The organism is Streptomyces sp. NPDC042102 (assembly GCF_055582305.1).
In genome coordinates this window covers 102,317-118,729 of the sequence record NZ_JBVJDL010000014.1, presented here as the reverse complement: position 1 = coordinate 118,729, position 16,413 = coordinate 102,317, and the positions used below count along the sequence as shown (strand labels likewise).

At 74.8% G+C, this 16,413-nt stretch carries 8 protein-coding genes and 1 pseudogene; 1 reads left to right on the top strand and 8 read right to left on the bottom strand.

All coding sequences use genetic code 11. The features are described from left to right. The 3 genes and pseudogenes from ACZ6KO_RS31960 to ACZ6KO_RS31950 all read right to left on the bottom strand — a co-directional run. Positions 1-101: pseudogene (locus ACZ6KO_RS31960) on the bottom strand (sulfate adenylyltransferase subunit CysD); the annotation flags it as partial. Positions 102-115: 14 nt separating this feature from the next. After that, positions 116-685: an adenylyl-sulfate kinase gene (cysC, locus tag ACZ6KO_RS31955; protein WP_469307478.1), complete on the bottom strand. Its 570-nt coding sequence runs from the start codon at positions 683-685 to the stop codon at positions 116-118. Then, positions 682-3,987: an amino acid adenylation domain-containing protein gene (locus ACZ6KO_RS31950; RefSeq protein ID WP_469307477.1), complete on the bottom strand. Its 3,306-nt coding sequence runs from the start codon at positions 3,985-3,987 to the stop codon at positions 682-684. Before ACZ6KO_RS31950 ends, cysC begins: the two co-directional genes overlap by 4 nt. A gap of 291 nt (positions 3,988-4,278) precedes the next feature. Here ACZ6KO_RS31950 and ACZ6KO_RS31945 point away from each other — a divergent pair, with 291 nt between their 5' ends. Beyond that, positions 4,279-5,463: an argininosuccinate synthase domain-containing protein gene (locus tag ACZ6KO_RS31945; RefSeq protein WP_401457383.1), complete on the top strand. Its 1,185-nt coding sequence runs from the start codon at positions 4,279-4,281 to the stop codon at positions 5,461-5,463. Between the two features lie 77 nt (positions 5,464-5,540). Here ACZ6KO_RS31945 and ACZ6KO_RS31940 read toward each other — a convergent pair whose 3' ends face one another. Genes ACZ6KO_RS31940 through ACZ6KO_RS31920 form a run of 5 tightly spaced genes read right to left on the bottom strand, consistent with a single transcriptional unit; the run spans position 5,541 to position 16,407 of the window. Beyond that, positions 5,541-6,524 carry an aldo/keto reductase gene (locus ACZ6KO_RS31940; protein WP_469307476.1) on the bottom strand — a complete coding sequence of 328 codons (984 nt, stop codon included), beginning with the start codon at positions 6,522-6,524 and terminating at the stop codon, positions 5,541-5,543. A 10-nt stretch (positions 6,525-6,534) separates the two neighbouring features. Further along, positions 6,535-9,696, bottom strand: a complete 3,162-nt coding sequence (locus ACZ6KO_RS31935) for an amino acid adenylation domain-containing protein (RefSeq protein WP_469307475.1) — start codon at positions 9,694-9,696, stop codon at positions 6,535-6,537. Continuing rightward, positions 9,693-13,910, bottom strand: coding sequence for a thioesterase II family protein (locus ACZ6KO_RS31930; RefSeq protein ID WP_469307474.1), 4,218 nt, complete (start codon positions 13,908-13,910; stop codon positions 9,693-9,695). Before ACZ6KO_RS31930 ends, ACZ6KO_RS31935 begins: the two co-directional genes overlap by 4 nt. After that, complete coding sequence (locus ACZ6KO_RS31925) at positions 13,907-14,101, bottom strand: MbtH family protein (protein WP_469307473.1); 195 nt, start codon at positions 14,099-14,101, stop codon at positions 13,907-13,909. The genes ACZ6KO_RS31930 and ACZ6KO_RS31925 overlap by 4 nt, the downstream gene beginning before the upstream one ends. Beyond that, a complete protein-coding gene (locus tag ACZ6KO_RS31920) occupies positions 14,098-16,407 on the bottom strand; it encodes an acyl-CoA dehydrogenase family protein (protein WP_469307472.1) in 2,310 nt (769 codons plus the stop codon). The genes ACZ6KO_RS31925 and ACZ6KO_RS31920 overlap by 4 nt, the downstream gene beginning before the upstream one ends. Positions 16,408-16,413 lie beyond the last annotated feature (6 nt).

Here is a 16,413-nt window from a genome sequence, read left to right as displayed (position 1 = left end):
AACAGGATCACCGGCTTCTCGAACTCGCCCGCCACCTCACGGAAGATGTGCACCGCCTCCGACTCCAGCGCGTCCAGGTGCGACAGCGCGTAGGGGGATTCGCGGAGGGATTCCTTCATCGGCTCAGGCCCCTCTCGGACAGCAGGGTCAGCAGCCGCTCCGCCGACTCCGCCACGGTCTGGGTGTGCGCGGCGATCCGCAGGTCGGGACTCTCGGGGACCTCGTACGGGTCGTCGACGCCGGTCAGCCCCGAGATCTCGCCCGCGGCCTGCTTGGCGTACAGCCCCTTCACGTCGCGCTCGGAGCACACCTCCACGGGCGTGGCCACGTGGACCTCCAGGTACGCCGTCCCGGACGCCTCGTGGCGCCCCCGGACGGCCGCGCGGCTGTCGGCGTACGGCGCGATGGCCGGGACCAGGGCGAGGACGCCGTTGCGGGCGAGGACCTCGGCGACCATACCGATCCGCCGCACATTGGTGTCGCGGTCCTCCCGGCTGAAGCCGAGGCCCGCGGAGAGGAACGCGCGGATCTCGTCGCCGTCGAGGACCTCCACCCGCCGGCCGCCGGCGCGCAGCCGCTCGGCCAGGGCGTGGGCGAGGGTGGTCTTGCCCGCGCTGGGCAGTCCGGTCAGCCAGACGGTGGCGCCCGGACAGCAGGTGCAGAAGGTGCCGTCGGTGTCCGTCATCGGCGTGCCTCTCCGCCGAGGGCGAGCGCCCGGTAGTGGGTGGTGCCGCCGCGGAAGAGTTCCGGTCCCGGTTCGGGCCAGGGGATGCCGGCGATCTCGGCCAGCCGCTCGGTGCGCGCCCGGGCCACCGTCGCAGGGTCGAGGCGGAACAGGCCGGCGAGGGCCTCCTTCACGCGGGTCTCGTCCTGCGGGTCGGGAGCGGGCAGCACGGCGAGGACGCGGACGAGGTCCTCGGGGGCCGTGTCGGTGGCGGCGGCCTCCTGCACCGCCTCCCAGAAGGTGGCGTAGTCGACCTGGCGCAGGCCGAACTCCTCCTGGAACACGCCCATCAGCTCGTCGAGGGTGACCCCGCGCGGCTGGATCCCGTGGAACCAGCCGCGGGCCCGGCGGGTGAGGGCGGCGACGACGAGGGCGCTGACCGTGTCGACCGGGGTGTAGTCGGTGGCGATCGGGCTGGCGAACCACTGCCCGGTCCGCACGCAGGCCTTGACCAGCAGGTCGAAGAGGCCGGTACGGCTGGGGACACCCGTACGCGAGTGCGGCATGACCTCCCCGAAGCGGTGGATGGTGACGTGCACGCCGCGGTCGGCGGCCTGTTCCAGGAGCCGCTCGGCGACCCATTTGGACCGGCTGTAGCCGTCGGCGGGCACGGGGGCGGCCGGTACGGGGCCCTCCTCGCCGCTGGCGACGGTGGCCGCCAGGACGCCGAGGGTGGAGATGAAGTGGACGTCCTTGAGGCGGTGGGTGGTGGCCAGGCGCAGGATCTCGACGGTGCCGGCGACGTTGGCGTCGTGGTGGGCCCGGTAGCCGCGGGCCAGGTTGACGGTGGCGCCGTTGTGCAGGACGGCGTCGAGCTCGCGGGCGAGTTCGCCGAACCGGGCCGGGGTGAGCCCCAGCAGGGGCTGGGCCAGGTCGCCGGGGACCGCCTTGATGCGGTGGGCCCGGGCGGGGTCCCACAGCCGGTAGGCGCGCAGGTTGTCGATGACGCGGGCGAAGGCGGTGCCGGCGTCGGCCGCGCGGACCAGGCAGTGCACCGTGGCGTCGGTGCCGGCCAGCAGGTCGTGCAGGAGCTGGGCGCCGATGAACCCGGTGGCCCCGGTGAGCAGGACGTGGCGCAGGTCGGGGCCGGCGGGCGGGGCGGCGGCGGTGATGTCGGCGGGCAGGCGGTCGTCGGGGTGATCGGGGGCCGTGTCCAGGGCGCTCCGGGCGCTCCGGGTGCTCTGGGCGGTCCGGCCCGACCCGGCCGGGGCCGCGGCGGCCGGCGCGGGGACGGCGGGCGCCTGCGCCGGGGCCGGGCGGCCGGTGAGCAGGCCCGCCTGGCCGGCGAGGGTGGGGTGTTCGAAGACCTCGCGGACCGACACCCGCACGCCCGTACGGGCGGAGAGGGCGACGGCGAGCCGCTGGGCGGCCAGCGAGTCGCCGCCGAGGTCGAAGAAGTCGTCGTCGGGGGCGGCGTACGGGACGGGGAGGATGCCGAGCCAGGCGGCGTGGACGAGGCCGAGCGCGTGGGCCGCGGTGGGCGGGGGCACGGCGGCCGCGGGCGCCGGGGTGGCGCCGCCGGCGTCGGGGGCCTGGGCACGCGGGGTGTCCCGGCCGGACACGGCGAGCGCACCCGGGCCGGGCAGCGTGCCGGAGCCGGTGCCCGCACCCGGGCCGGGCAGCGGGGCCGTACCGGTGACCGGTGCCGGGCCGGGGAGCGTGCCCGGCGCGGACGCCGCGCCCGTGGGCACGGCGCCGGACGCGCCCTCGGCGAGCCGGGCCAGGGCCTTGCGGTCGGCCTTGCCGTTGGGCGTCAGAGGCATCGCGTCCAGCACGGTGAAGCGGCGTGGCACCAGCGCCCCGGGCAGCACCGAACGGGCGTGGTCGCGCAGTTCGGCCGGGGTGAGCGGGGCGCGCAGCGTCACGTACGCGAGGAGGGTGCGGGCGGCGGTGGGGCCGTGCGCGATGACCTTGGCCTCGCGGACCGAGGGGTGGCGCAGCAGGCCGGCCTCGACCTCGGACAGCTCCACCCGGATCCCGCCGATCTTGACCTGGTGGTCGCGGCGGCCGGCGAACTGCAGGAGGCCGTCGGGGCGGTGGTGCCCGAGGTCGCCGGTGCGGTAGAGGCGCTCGCCGGGGATCTGGGGGAAGGGGTTGGGGACGAAGGCGGCGTCGGTCTTGGCGCGGTCGCCGAGGTAGCCCAGGCCCAGACAGGTGCCGCCGATACAGATCTCGCCGGTCTCGCCGATCTCGACGGGGCGCATCCGCTCGTCGACGATGACGGCGTACGTGTTGTGGATGGGTCGGCCGATCGGGATGGGGTCGCGGTCCTCGTCGGTGACGATGTGGAAGACGGAGCCGATGGACGCCTCGGTCGGGCCGTACGTGTTGACGATCGTGACGTGCGGCAGCAGGGCGCGGAAGGCGTGCACGGCGTCGGCCGTCATCTCCTCGCCGCCGATCAGCAGCCGGCGCAGCGAGCGCAGGCTCGCCACCAGCTCGGGCCGGGTGCGCAGCAGCTCCACGAGCGTGTTGAAGATCGAGGGGACGAAGTCGGTGGTGGTGACCCCGTGCCGCTCGATGACCTCGATGGTGGCGGTCAGGTCCAGGATCCCGGAGCGCTCGGGGATGACCACGCGGCTGCCGGTGGTCAGCGGCCACAGCAGCTGCCACAGCGAGGAGTCGAACTGGTGGCGGCTGTTCTGCAGGACGACCTCGTCGGCGCGGTCGCTGAGGGCCGCGCTCATGTACTGGAAGCGGTTGAGCAGCCCGCCGTGGATGTTGACCGTGCACTTGGGCAGGCCGGTGGAGCCCGAGGTGTAGAAGCCGTAGACGGGGTCGGCGAGACCGGCCGGGGCGCGGTCGGGTGCCTGCGCGGTTTCCGGGAGCGCCGTCGGGTCGACGCGCAGCACGCGGTAGCCGGGCAGGTCGGGGGCCTCGGCACTGCGGACGACCAGGCGCGCGTCCAGGGTGTCGAGCATGGCGCGGACCCGGTCGGCGGGACCGGCGTCGTCGATCGGTACGAACGGGGCGCCGATCTTCATGGCGGCGATCATCGTCAGGGGCAGTTCGAGCCCGCCCTGGACGGCCAGCGGGACGAACTCGCCCCGCTCGGTGCCCAGTTCGAGGAGCCGGGCGGCCAGGGTGTTGGCGCGCCGGTCGAGCTGTCCGTACGTGAGGGTGGTCGCCCCGTGGGTGACGGCGGCGGCGTCCGGGCGGGCCGCCGCGCGGTCCTCGAAGAGCTGGAGGACCGTACGGTCCTTCGGGTAGTCGACGGAGATCCCAGGGAAATTCCCCCGCAGTTGCTCCGGAACATTGGACAATGTGGCCTCCCCCTCAGAGCCCCGCGTTTTCAGCGGTCTGCCGGCGTGACCTCTTCATGGGGTGGGCGAGGTCAATGCGCACAGAATCGGTCCTCGGAACCGTACGGCATGCGGCGGATTATTCGACAGGTCTTCCGGATTACTTGGGAAGTAATCGCAGATATTACGGCCGTACCGAATTCGGCGGTTGTCGCGGGGGTCCGGCAGGTTTAGCGTCGCGGGATGACCAGTTGCGCGGAATGAATTTCCGCGCCGGTATTCACCCGCTCCGTATCTGGGGGTTGTCGACACATGGACCTTGACGGACTGAGAGGGCGGCGCGTCGGGCTGCTGGCCTCGGGAGGACTTTCCTCCACCGCTGTCGCCGCATGGCTCGCCGAGAACGGCGTGGACGTCGTCGCGTACGTCGCCGACCTCGGCCAGACCGTGCCGCTGCCCGCCGCCGAGCTGGCCGCGGAGCTGGAGCGGCGCGGTCTGAAGGCGCAGACGGTCGACCTGCGGGCCGAGATGGCCGAGATGGGCCTGGACCTGGTGCGCTACCGGGCGATGTACGAGGGCGGGTACTGGAACACCACCGGCGCCTCGCGTGCGGTGCTCGTGGGCGGGCTGGCCGAGGCGCTGCGCACGGACGGCTGCCAGGTGCTGGCGCACGGCTGTGTCGGCGGCGGCAACGACCAGATGCGCTTCTTCCGGTACACCGCGCGGCTCGCACCCGATCTGGAGGTGTTCACGCCGTGGACGCAGCCGGAGCTGCTGCGCCGCTTCCCGAACCGCACGAGCATGTCCGAGTACCTGATCGAGCGGGACTATCCGGAGTCGCTGACGAACTGGGCGACGTACTCCGTGGACGGCTCGCTCGCCGGTTTCTCGCACGAGAGCGACGAGCTGGAGTCCCTGGAGACCCCGCCGATGGTGGTGTCGCCGATCCTGACCGCCTGCCCGCAGGACGCGCAGAGCGATCCGGAGATCCTCACGGTGCGGTTCGTGGACGGCCGTCCGGTCGAGGTCGACGGCGCGCCGGTGACGCCGCTGGAGGCGGTGCAGCGGGCCAACGAGGCCGGCGGCCGGCACGGCGTCTCGCTGAAGGCGGTCGTCGAGAACCGGGTCAACGGCACCAAGTGCCGTGGCGTGTACGAGGCGCCGGGCCTGGAGGTGCTGGGCGTGTGCATGGAGGCGCTGTACCAGGCGGGGCTCGACAAGTACGGCGCCGCGCTGATGCGCAGCCTGTCGGCGAACCTGGGCACCGCGATCTACGAGGGCGGCTTCCACTGCCCGTCGGGCCGCGCCGCGGCGGCCGGAGCCGACGTCCTCACGCGCGGTCTGGACGGCACGGTCGAGGTCGAGCTGTACAAGGGCAACGTGACCGTACGCCGCATGCTGGACCTCGCGGACGCCCCGGGCACCGTACGCCAGACCCGCTTCACGCACGGCGGCCACCACTGGCAGATCGAACCGGGCCGCCGCCTCACCGCCTGACAGCGGGGCGGCACGGTGAAGGGCCCGGAGCCTTCGGCTCCGGGCCCTTCCTCGTCAGGACGCCCGGCGGGCGGGCGTCACTGGGACCAGGCGGTCGGCGTGCGGTCCCAGCGGTGGGTGCGCAGGGTGGCCATCAGGTCCGCGGGCAGCGGGGCCGCGCCGCTGACCGCGGTGTTGGCGTGGACGTGGCGCACGCTGCGCATGCCGGGGATGACCGTGGCGACGTCCGGGTGCTGGAGGATGAAGCGCAGGGCGACCTCGGGCAGCGTCGTCCCCGGCGGCAGGACGTCCTTGAGGGCCTCGGCCCGGTCCACGCTGGCGTGCAGGTTCTCCGGGACGAAGTAGCTGCCGCGCCAGTCGTCCTCGGGCCACACCGTGTCGTGGGTGAGGGTGCCGGTGAGGGTGCCCTCGTCGAAGGGCACCCGGGCGATCACGGCGACGCCGCGCTCGCGGCAGGCGGCGAACAGCTCGTCCTCGGGGGCCTGGTCGAAGATGTTGTAGATGACCTGGACGGCGTCGATCAGCCCGGTGTCCAGGGCTTTCAGGACGTTCCACGGCTCCCAGCGGTTGACGCTGATGCCGACGCCGCCGACCACCCCCTCGTCCTTGAGCCGGCGCACCGGCTCCTGCCAGCGCTCGTCGTCGGCCCAGGCGTCCTCCCAGACGTGGAACTGGAGCAGGTCGACGGAATCGGTACCGAGGTTCTCCAGGCTCTTGTACGTGTATTCGAGGATGTGGTCCTCGGGGAACACGTCCGCCAGCCGCGATTCCCGCGTGGAGGGCCAGGCACGGTCCTTCGGCGGGATCTTCGTGGCGACGTACAGCCGCCTGTCGCGGTATTCGGTGAGCAGCTTGCCGAGCATTTCCTCGCTGTGGCCGCGCCCGTAGATCCAGGCGGTGTCGAAGAAATTGACGCCGCGCTCGACGCTCTCCCGCAGCGATTCCGCCCCGGTGGCGTCGTCGGCCCCGGTCCAGCCGCCCTCTCCCCCGGCGATGCCCCACATTCCGTAGCCGACTTCGCCGACCTGCCAGCCGAGCCGGCCGAACGGACGGTATTCCATGTGCGTACTCCTAGATCGCCGGGGCGAGGTGGTGGGTGAGGTGGGTGAGGGCCTCGTGCAGGAGGCCGGCCAGGCGGGGGCCGACGGCCGCCCGCGTCTCCTGCGGGTCGACGGTGATGCTCAGCTCCGTGCCGAGGCCCGCGGCCAGTTTGTTGACCTCCACCAGCACGGGGAAGTTGGTGCGGTCGGCGTAGCTCCAGTCGTCGGCGCGCAGTGAGCCGACGGTCGCGACCGCGTCGACGGTGTGGAAGTCGGTGTAGTTGAACATCACGGGGAAGGGCTCGAAGCCGAGGTCCTTGGCTATCCGGGAGAGCGGGTAGCCGCGGTACGTCAGGTGCGCGCGCTCGGCGTCGAAGGCGGCCCGGACCAGCGCGGCCCAGTCCGTCCCGCCGCCGCCGACCGTCATCCGCACCGGTACGACGTTGAGGAACACGCCGAGCACCAGCTCGGACCCCTCGGCCTCGGCCCGGCCGTTCCCGCACAGGCCGCTGACCACGTCGGACTCGCCCGTCAGGCGGCCCAGCGCCCACAGGTGGGCGGCGAGGTAGACGCTCTTGACGGGGACGCCGAGCCGGTCGGCGGCGCGGCGCACGCCCTCGGCGAGCGGGGCGGGCAGGACGCGGAGCGTCGAGGGGCCGGCCTCGTCCTCCGGCTCCGCGGCCGTCGCCGGGGGCAGGGTGAGCGGGCGTACGCCGTCCAGCAGCCGGGCCCAGTACGCGCGGGCCTCGGCCGAGGCGGCCACGGCCCGTTCGGCGGCGACGAAGTCGCGGTAGCGCACGGCGGGCAGCGCCGGCAGCTCGCGCCCGCTGCCGCCGGCGAGGTGGTCCTCGTACACGTCGAGCAGCTCGGTCATCAGGCGGGCGAAGCTCCAGCCGTCGAGCAGGATGTGGTGCACGGAGACGGACAGCTGGAAGTCGTCGGTGCCGCGCAGCCCGACGTGCACGCGCACCAGCGGCGCCCGCGTCAGGTCGAAGGCGGTCGCGGACTCGCGCTCCCACCAGTCGGCGAGCGCCTTGTCCTGCTCCTGCGTGCCGTAGGTGGTGAGGTCCTCCACCTCCACGGGGATCCGGACGCTCCCGGCGCGGTGGACGAGCTGGAGCGGCTCGTCGTACTCGGCCAGCTCGAAGGAGGTCCGCAGGATCTCGTGCCGGGCGGTGAGGACGTCCAGGGCGTGCCGCAGGGACGCGGCCGACCAGGCGGCGTGCACGCGCACGCTGGTGAGGTCGTGGTACAGGCTCGGGTCGCCGCTGAGCTCCACGTGGTAGAGCATGCCCAGCTGGAGGGCGGCCAGCGGGTACGCGTCCTCGACGTCGGCCGGGAGGCCCGCGGGCAGGGGGGCGAGAGGGGCGGGGGTCGCCTCCGCCGGCTCCGCGACGGGCGCGGTCTCGGACACGGACACGGACACGGCGGCGGCGAGTTCGCCGAGGGTGGGGTTGAGGAAGAGGTCCTCGACACCGAAGTCGATCCCGGCCGCACGGGCCTGGGAGACCAGGCGGATGGCGGTGATCGAGTCCCCGCCCAGGGAGAAGAAGTTGTCCGCGGCCCCGACGTCCTCCTGCCCCAGCACCTTCACCCACACCGCGCGCAGCGCCTCCTCGGCGGGGGTCAGCGGGGTGGCGGCCGCGGCCGCCACCGGTGCGTCGCGCTGCTGACGCGGCCGGGGGGCGGGGAGTTGGGTGGGGTCGAGTTTTCCGTTGGGGGTGAGGGGGAGGGCGGTGAGGGGGGTGAGGGTGGCAGGGATCATGTGGGTGGGGAGGTGGGTGGTGAGGTGGTGGTGGAGGCTGGTGAGGTCGGTGGTGGTGGGGGTGAGGTAGGCGGCGAGTTGGGGGTGGGCGGGGTCGCGGGTGTCGAGGATGACGGTGGCGGTGTCGACGTCGGGGTGGGTGAGGAGGGTGCGTTCGATCTCGCCGAGTTCGATGCGGAAGCCGCGGAGTTTGATCTGGTGGTCGCTGCGGCCGTGGTAGTGGAGGTGGCCGTCTTCGGTGCGGTGGGCGAGGTCGCCGGAGCGGTAGAGGCGGGCGCCGGGGGTGGTGGGGTGGGGGATGAAGCGGGTGGCGGTCAGGTCGGGGCGGCCGAGGTAGCCGTGGGCGACACCGGGACCACCGACACAGATCTCCCCGGTGACACCGGCCTCGACCGGGACGAGGGTCTGCTGGTCGAGAAGGTGGATCTCCAGGTCCGGGAGCGGGACCCCGATCGGACTGGAGGCCGACTCCAGGTCGGCGGGGGTGAGCGGGTGGTGGGTGACGTGCACGGTGGTCTCGGTGATCCCGTACATGTTCACCAGCTGCGGTGACTCCAGGCCGTAGGCATCGGTCCAGGGGCGCAGGGTGGCGGTCTGGAGGGCCTCGCCGCCGAAGACGATCGCGCGCAGGTCCGTGCTGGGGAAGCCGGCCTGGCGGGCGGCCTGGATGAGGTGGGTGAACGCGGTCGGGGTCTGGGAGAGCAGGGTGATGCCCTCGTCACGGATCAGCTGCCACATGGCCTGCGGGTCGCGGGTGGTGGCGTAGGGGACGACGTGGACGCGGCCGCCGTACAGCAGGGCGCCGTAGATCTCCCAGACGGAGAAGTCGAAGGCGGCCGAGTGGAACATCGACCACACGTCGTCCTCGGTGAAGGAGAACAGCGGGTCGCTGGTGGTGAACAGGCGGTGCACGCTGTGGTGCGAGACCGCGACACCCTTGGGGCGGCCGGTGGAGCCGGAGGTGTAGATGACGTACGCCACCGCCTGCCCCGGTACCTCCACCGGGGTCAGCGGTGTGGTGTCGGCGGTCGCCCGCCGTACCTCGTCCAGGGCCAGGAACGCGCCCCCGTCGCCGGTGAAGGTCTCGCGTACGCGGTCCTCACCGACGACGAGGACGGTGGCGGCGTCGGTGACCGTGTAGCGCAGGCGGTCGGCCGGGTACGCGGGGTCCAGGGGGACGTAGCCGGCCCCGGTCTTCAGGACCGCCACCATCGCCGCGATCAGGTCCACGCCCCGGTCCAGGCACAGCCCGACGAGGGTGCCCGGTCCCGCGCCGGCCGCGGCCAGGGCTCTCGCCCAGCGGCCCGAGGCCGCGTCCAGCTCGGCGTACGAAAGGCTCCGTACCCCGTCCGAGACCGCGACCCGGTCCGGCCACCGTCCCACCACACCCGCCAACACCGACGTCAGGCCCGAACCCGAACCAGTCATGGCTGCTGCACCTCGTCCTTTCCAAGCAGGGCGGACACGGGCGTGTCCGGTCGGTCGACCGCGGCCGACACCACGTCGACCCAGCGGTCCAGCACGTCGGTCACCGTGCGTTCCTCGAACAGATCGGTGCTGTACTCCAGGGTCGTGACGAGCTCGCCCGCGACCTCCTCGACGTCGAGGGTGAGGTCGAACTTGGCGGTGCCGTTGTCCAGCGGTACGGCCTCGGCGGACAGGCCCTCCGCCAGGCGCAGTGCGGCGCGGACCGGGCCCTGGTAGGCGAGGACCGCCTGGACCAGGGGGGTGCGGGACGGGTCGCGGTCGGGGACGAGTTCGGTCACCAGGCGGTCGATCGGCACGTACTCGTCGTCGATGGCGGCCAGCGCCTCCTCGTGGGCGCCGCGCAGCAGGTCGGCGAAGGCCGGGTCGCCGGCGAAGCGCAGCCGTACGACGACGGTGTTGACGAAGAAGCCGATGGCACGGTCGAGGTCGGGGTGCGGGCGGCCCGCGGTGGGCGAGCCGATCAGCAGGTCGTCCTGGCCGGTGCGGCCGTGGAGGACGACGCCCAGGGCCGCGAGGGCCACGGCGTACGGCGTGGTGCGGTGGGCGGCGGCCAGCGCGGTGACGCGGGCCAGCAGGCCGGCCGGGGTGGGCCGGGTGAGGCGGCGGCCGCGGTGGCTCGGCAGCCGGGGCCGTTCGTGGTCGGTGGGCAGGGCGAGGACGACGGGGGCGCCGCGCAGCCGTTCCAGGACCCGGTCCAGGGACTCCTTGGCGGCCGGGGCGTCGGGGAGTTCGCGCTGCCACTGGGCGTACTCGCGGTAGCCGCGGGCGGGGGCGGGCGGGAAGGCGGCGCCGGTGCCGGTGCCGGCCGCGTGTGCGGCGTAGGCGGTGGCCAGGTCGGCCTCGAGGATGTCGACGCTGACGCCGTCCGAGACGAGGTGGTGCAGGACGACGGCCAGGAGGTGGTCGTCGGGGCCGATCCGGTAGAGGTTCGCACGCAGCAGCGGGGCCTCGTCGAGGGTGAAGCGCTCGGCGGCGAGGGCCTCGGCCAGCCGGAGGGCGGCGGTGGCCGGGTCGAGGGCGGCGGTGACGTCGAAGACGGGGAGGTCGACGGTGACGCGGTCGGCGGTGTCGACGACGATCTGGTCGTCGCGGTAGTGGAAGGAGGCGCGCAGGCGCGGGTGGCGGGCGGTGACCGTCTCCAGCGCGGCGCGCAGCAGGCCGGGGTCGAGCGGGCCGCGCAGCCGGAGGGCGGTGGGCACGTTGTAGGCGACGGCGGCGTGGGAGCGGAGCTGGCCGAGGAACCACAGCCGCTGCTCGCCGGGGGCGGCCTGGGTCTGCGTGCTGTGCGCGGGCACCGGGGGCAGCAGGGCCGCCGCGCGGTCGGCGGCGGGGGTGGCGCGGGCCGCGCGGAGGGCGGCGGCGAGCCGGCGCGGGGTGCGGGCGGCGGTGAACTCGCGAGCGGTCAGGGGGACGTGGAAGTCCTGGCGGAGGCGGCCGAGGACGCGGACCATGTGGAGGCTGTTGCCGCCGAGGTCGAAGAAGTCGTCGTCGCGCCCGACGGGGTGGGCGGGAGCGAGGACCTCGTGCCAGGCGTGCGCGATGCGCCGCTCGTCGTCGCCCTGCGGGGGCTCGCCGGCTCCTCCTGCCGTCGTGGCCCCGGGGACGGGGAGGGCGCGGCGGTCCAGCTTGCCCTGGGAGGTGACGGGGAGGGCGTCCAGGACGACGTAGTGGGCCGGGACGGCGTACGCGGGGAGGGCGGCCTCGGCGTGGGCGCGCAGCCGGCCGAGGTCGACGGCGGCGGTGGTGTCGCCGGTCCCGCCCACGAGGTACGCCACCAGGCGCAGGGCGGTGCCTTCGCCCACCGGGAGGACGGCGCAGGTGGCCACGCCGGGGTCCTGGGCCAGGACGGCCTCCACCTCGGCGGGCTCGACGCGGTGGCCGCGGATCTTGACCTGGTGGTCGACGCGGCCGAGGAACTCGAGGGTGCCGTCAGGCAGGCGCAGGGCGAGGTCGCCCGTGCGGTAGAGGCGGCTGCCGGGGCGGCCGGCGGGGGCGAAGGGGTCGGGGACGAAGCGCTGGGCGGTGGCCCCGGGGCGGCCGAGGTAGCCGCGGGCGACGGACTCGCCGCCGATGTACAGCTCGCCGGCCTCACCGGGCGGGCACGGGCGCAGGTCGGCGTCGACGATGTGCAGGGTGGTGCCGGCCAGGGGGCCGCCGATGGAGAGGGTGCTGGTGCCGGGCAGGGGCGTGGTCGCCTCGTAGCGGGCGGCGGTGGCGGTGATGGTGGTCTCGGTCAGGCCGTAGGCGTTGGCGACGGGGACGTCGCTGTGGACGCGCCAGGCGGCGAGGGTGCGGGTGTGGGTGGTGTCGCTACCGACGACGAGGAGGCGCAGCGAGGGCGGCAGGGGCCGCGGGTCCTGGTCGAGGTCCGCGGTCCACTGGGTCCAGTAGGGGGTGGGGAGGTTGGCGAGGGTGACGCGGTGGGTGCGCAGGAAGTCCTCGAGGGCGGCGGGTGCGAGGGCGCTGTCGCGCAGGACGACGACGCAGGCACCGGCGGCGAGGGTGGGGAAGAGCTCCTCGGCGTAGACGTCGAAGCCGGGGTTGGTGAACTGCAGGACCCGGTCGCGGTCGGTGAGGCCGAAGAGGGCGTGGACGGCCTGCGTGTGGTGGGCGAGGGAGCGGTGCTCGACGGCGACGGGCTTGGGGCGGCCGGTGGAGCCGGAGGTGTGGATGACGTACGCGAGCCGGCGCCCCGCGGGCGGCGCGGCGTGCGCCGGGCCGGACGTCCGCGGGCCCGTCCCCGCACCCGGGACGCCGCCGGCGCCCTCGGCCGGGAGCGACGCGAGGTCGACGGTGGCGGGGGCGTCGATCGGGCCGGGTGCCTCGGTGGTGTCCGTCAGGAGCAGGCGGGCGCCGGAGGAGACGATGAGGTCCTCGGTACGGGTGCGGGGCAGCCCGGGGTCGAGGGGGAGGTAGGCGGCGCCGGCCTTGAGGACGGCGAGCAGCGCGGTGACCAGCCGGTGGCCGCGCGGCAGGCGGACGGCGACGACGGGCTCGTCCGACGGCCCGCCGCCGGCCAGGGCGGCCCGGAGGGTGCGGGCCAGGTCCTCGGCGCGGGCGTCCAGTTCGCCGTACGACAGGGACACCTCGCCGTCGACGACGGCCTCGGCGCCGGGCACGGTGCGCGCCCACCCCTCGAACCGCGCCAGCACGGAGGCGGGCCCGCCCGCGGCGCCCGCGTCGACGTGACCCGGGCGACCGGGCCGGTCCACCGACTCGGCCGACGGGAGGCGTTCGGCCGGTACGGCTGCAGCGGCGGCCGGTACGGCCCGCACGGACGCGTCGGCGCGAGACCGCTCGACCGGCACGGCCACCCCGGCGTGCCGGGCCTGCCCGGCGGCACCGGCGGCCACGGCGGCACCGGCGGCCACGGAGACGCCAGCGGCCTCGTCCTCGCCGCCGGAGGCGGCCACGGCCTCGGTCGCCAGGGCCGTCACCACCGGGAGGACCGGGGACGGGGTGTCGTAGAGGGTGAAGTGGCCGCCCGGGAGGGAGGTGTGGGTGAAGGCGGACGTCGTGCTGGTGTGCCAGGCGTCGACCGCCGACGGCGGGGCCAGGGCGTCGGACGCCGCCGAGAGGGCCGTGACGGGGATGCCGATCGGGGGGCCGGTGTGAGGCCGGTAGGCCTCGCCCAGCGCGAGGTCCGCGCGGAAGATCGGGAGGACGACCTGGAGGAGGTCGGGGTCGTCCAGCACCGCGTCCTGGCTGCCGCCCAGCGCCCGCAGGCCCGCCACCAGGTCCGCCTCCGGGGCGTCCGAGCGCGTGGTCAGGCGGGAGGGCAGGTGGGGCGCCGGGGCGCCGGACACGATCAGCCGGGCCACCCGCACCCCGTGTTCGCACTGCAGGTGCGCGGCGACCTCGAACGCCACCAGGGCGCCCATGCTGTGGCCGAACAGCACGATCGGCAGATCGGCGAAGCCGACCGCGATGGTCGCCGCGATCGGTGCCGCCAGTTCCTGAACGGTCGCGGGCACCGGCTCCCGGTAGCGCCCGGCCCGGCCCGGGTACTGCACGGGCCGCAGCTCGACGCCGTCGCCCATCCCCCGCCGCCAGCCGGCGTACGCCGCGGCCGAGCCGCCGGCGTGCGGGAACGCGAACACGCGGACCCGCGCGCCGGGCAGGGCGGGGCCCGGGAACCAGTGCCCGGCGTTCATCGGACCGTACGGGCGCTCAGGGGCCGGATGTCCGTCCACACGGCGGCGATGTGCTCCAGGCACCTCTCCTCGGATCCGGACACGCCCTGGTCGGTCCAGCCGGGCGGCAGGTCCCGGCCGGCGGGCCAGATCGAGTACTGCTCCTCGTGGTTGGCCACCACGACATAACTCTGTGCGTTCGGTGCGGTCATCGCCGTGCTCCTTGGGTCAGGGCGGTCCGGGTGGTCCGGGACGTTCGGGTGAGGAGGTCGAGGTCGGTACGGGCCGACAGGCGCAGCCGGGCCGTCTCGCGGAACAGCCGCGCCGGGGTGCACAGCCGTACCGCCTCCGTGCGCGCGAGCCGGTAGTGGCGCTGCACGGTGAGGTCGGCGGTCAGGCCGCGTACGCCGCACACGTGCACGGCGGTGGCGGTGGTGTCCAGGGCGGCCTCGGCGGCCAGCGCCAGCGCGTCGGCGGCGGCGCGGACGGCGCTGCGGCCGCTGTCGGCGAGGAACCCGGCGCGGTAGACGGCCGCCCGGACGGTCTCCAGGGCCGCCGCGGCCCTCGCGAGGGCGAAGGAGACGGCCTGGAAGTCGTGCAGGGGCGTGCCGAACTGGCTGCGGCCGGTGGTGTAGGTGTACGCGGCGGCGTGCGCGCCCTCGGCGATGCCGAGGAGGTGGGCGGCCTGCCGGATCCGGGCGCGGGCGACGATGCCCTCCCACTGGACGGTGTCCGGCCAGCCCAGGGCCAGGCCGGTGGCGCCACCGGGTCCGGCGTCCGTGTCCGCCGGGGTGAGCGTGAGCGCCGGCGTGGTGCGCAGCACATGGCTGGCGCCGCGCGCCGGGCCGGGCGGCCGGGCGCCGAAGTCATCGGTGCGGACGGTCAGTTCGCCGGTGGCGAGGCGGTGCAGCTCGGGGGCGTCCGGGCGCAGCACGCGCAGCGCGTCGGCGGCGAGGGCGCCGGCCTTGTACGGGCCGGAGAGCCCGGCGCGGCCGAGTTCCTCGCAGACGACCAGGGAGCTCATCAGGCCGAGGTCGAGCCCGTCGGCGTCGGCCGACACCTCGAAGGCGGGGGCGCCGACGCTGACCAGGCCGCTCCAGCCCGGACAGAGCGGTCCCTCCTCGGCGGCCGGGCCGTGCACGGCCGCCGCCGGGTCCAGGTCGCGGTCGCGGTCCCGGGTGGCCTCGGTCAGGATCGTGCGCAGTGTCTGGCGGACCTGCCGGGAGAGCGGGTCCTCGGCCGACTCCCAGGCGGGGCCGCCCGGTTCGGGGCCGGCGGCCGCGACGATCTGCAGCATGACCTCGGAGGTGCCGGCGGAGAAGGTGAGGCCGGGCGCCTCGCGGTAGGCGGCGTCACGGGCGTGGGCGCGGACGGCCGCGTCCGCCGCGGCCGCGGTGACCGCCGCGCCCGTCTCCCGCTCCAGCGGCCCCTCGGGGCGCGGCAGCAGCACCGACCAGCGGGCGATGTCCGCCGCCAGCTCGCTCGTGACGTACTTGGCGACGGCCGCCGTGGTCTCGTCGGCGGTCTGCAGCCCCTGGGCGAGCTGGCGGATCACCTGCCAGGCCTGGAGGCGGGAGGCCTCGACGGCGGCGCCGAACCGGCCGGCCCGTTCGAGCTCCTCGTCGGCGACGCCGTCGGCGAGGGCGGCGGCGTACCAGCGTTCGGCCTTGAGGGAGTAGTCCAGGCCGGTGCGTTCGATGGCGAGGGCGCCGGTGAGCAGCGCCCAGCCCTCGCCGACCTCCCCGACGACGTCGTCCGCGGGCACCCGTACGCCGTCCAGGACGATCCGGTGGAACTGCTCGTCGGCGATGCCGGGGACGCTCTCCCGGTGCACGCCCTCGGCGTGCAGGTCGACCATGAACAGGGTGATGCCGCGGTAGCGGCCGCCGGGCTCGCCGGTGCGGGCGGCGCACAGCGCGACGTCGGTGATGTCGCTCTTGAGGTTGTACGCCTTGACGCCGTCGAGCCGGTAGCCGGTGCCGTCGGGCTCCGCGGTGGCGGTGGTGCTCAGGCCCGCGAGGTCGGAGCCGGCGCCGGGCTCGGTGTACAGGACGCTGGCGAACAGCTCCCCGGCCGCCAGGCCCGGCAGGTAGCGCCGTTTGACGGTGTCGCTGCCGGCGAGCTGGAGGAAGAGGCCGACGATCTGGATCGTGTTGACGTGCAGGGTGTCGGGGACGCCGGCGCGTGCCAGTTCCTCGGCGACGATGGCCGCCTCGGTGAGGCCCGCGTCCTGGCCGCCGTAGGCGCGGGGCCAGTTGACGGCGAGCAGGCCCTGGCGGCCGATGGCGCGGTAGAGCGGGCGCACGTCGGGCTCGCGGTCGCGTCCGTCGCGGGTGCCGGCCAGGTCGGCGAGGTCGGTGAAGTCCGCGGGGCCCGCGGGGGCCGCGGGGTCGCCGAGGGCCGCGCGCTCCGTGGCGCGGGCCAGCAGGTCCAGCTCGTGGCGGATGTCGCCGCGGCCGAGTTCCTCCCGTACCCGGGTGCGGAAGGCGTCCTGCTCGGGCGTGAAGCCGAATTCCATGGTGGG

Coding starts and splice junctions, on each gene's coding strand:
- cysC (WP_469307478.1), bottom strand. CDS start 685: ATGACGGACACCGACGGCACCTTCTGCACCTGCTGTCCGGGCGCCACC.
- ACZ6KO_RS31945 (WP_401457383.1), top strand. CDS start 4,279: ATGGACCTTGACGGACTGAGAGGGCGGCGCGTCGGGCTGCTGGCCTCG.
- ACZ6KO_RS31940 (WP_469307476.1), bottom strand. CDS start 6,524: ATGGAATACCGTCCGTTCGGCCGGCTCGGCTGGCAGGTCGGCGAAGTC.
- ACZ6KO_RS31935 (WP_469307475.1), bottom strand. CDS start 9,696: ATGACTGGTTCGGGTTCGGGCCTGACGTCGGTGTTGGCGGGTGTGGTG.
- ACZ6KO_RS31930 (WP_469307474.1), bottom strand. CDS start 13,910: ATGAACGCCGGGCACTGGTTCCCGGGCCCCGCCCTGCCCGGCGCGCGG.
- ACZ6KO_RS31925 (WP_469307473.1), bottom strand. CDS start 14,101: ATGACCGCACCGAACGCACAGAGTTATGTCGTGGTGGCCAACCACGAG.
- ACZ6KO_RS31920 (WP_469307472.1), bottom strand. CDS start 16,407: ATGGAATTCGGCTTCACGCCCGAGCAGGACGCCTTCCGCACCCGGGTA.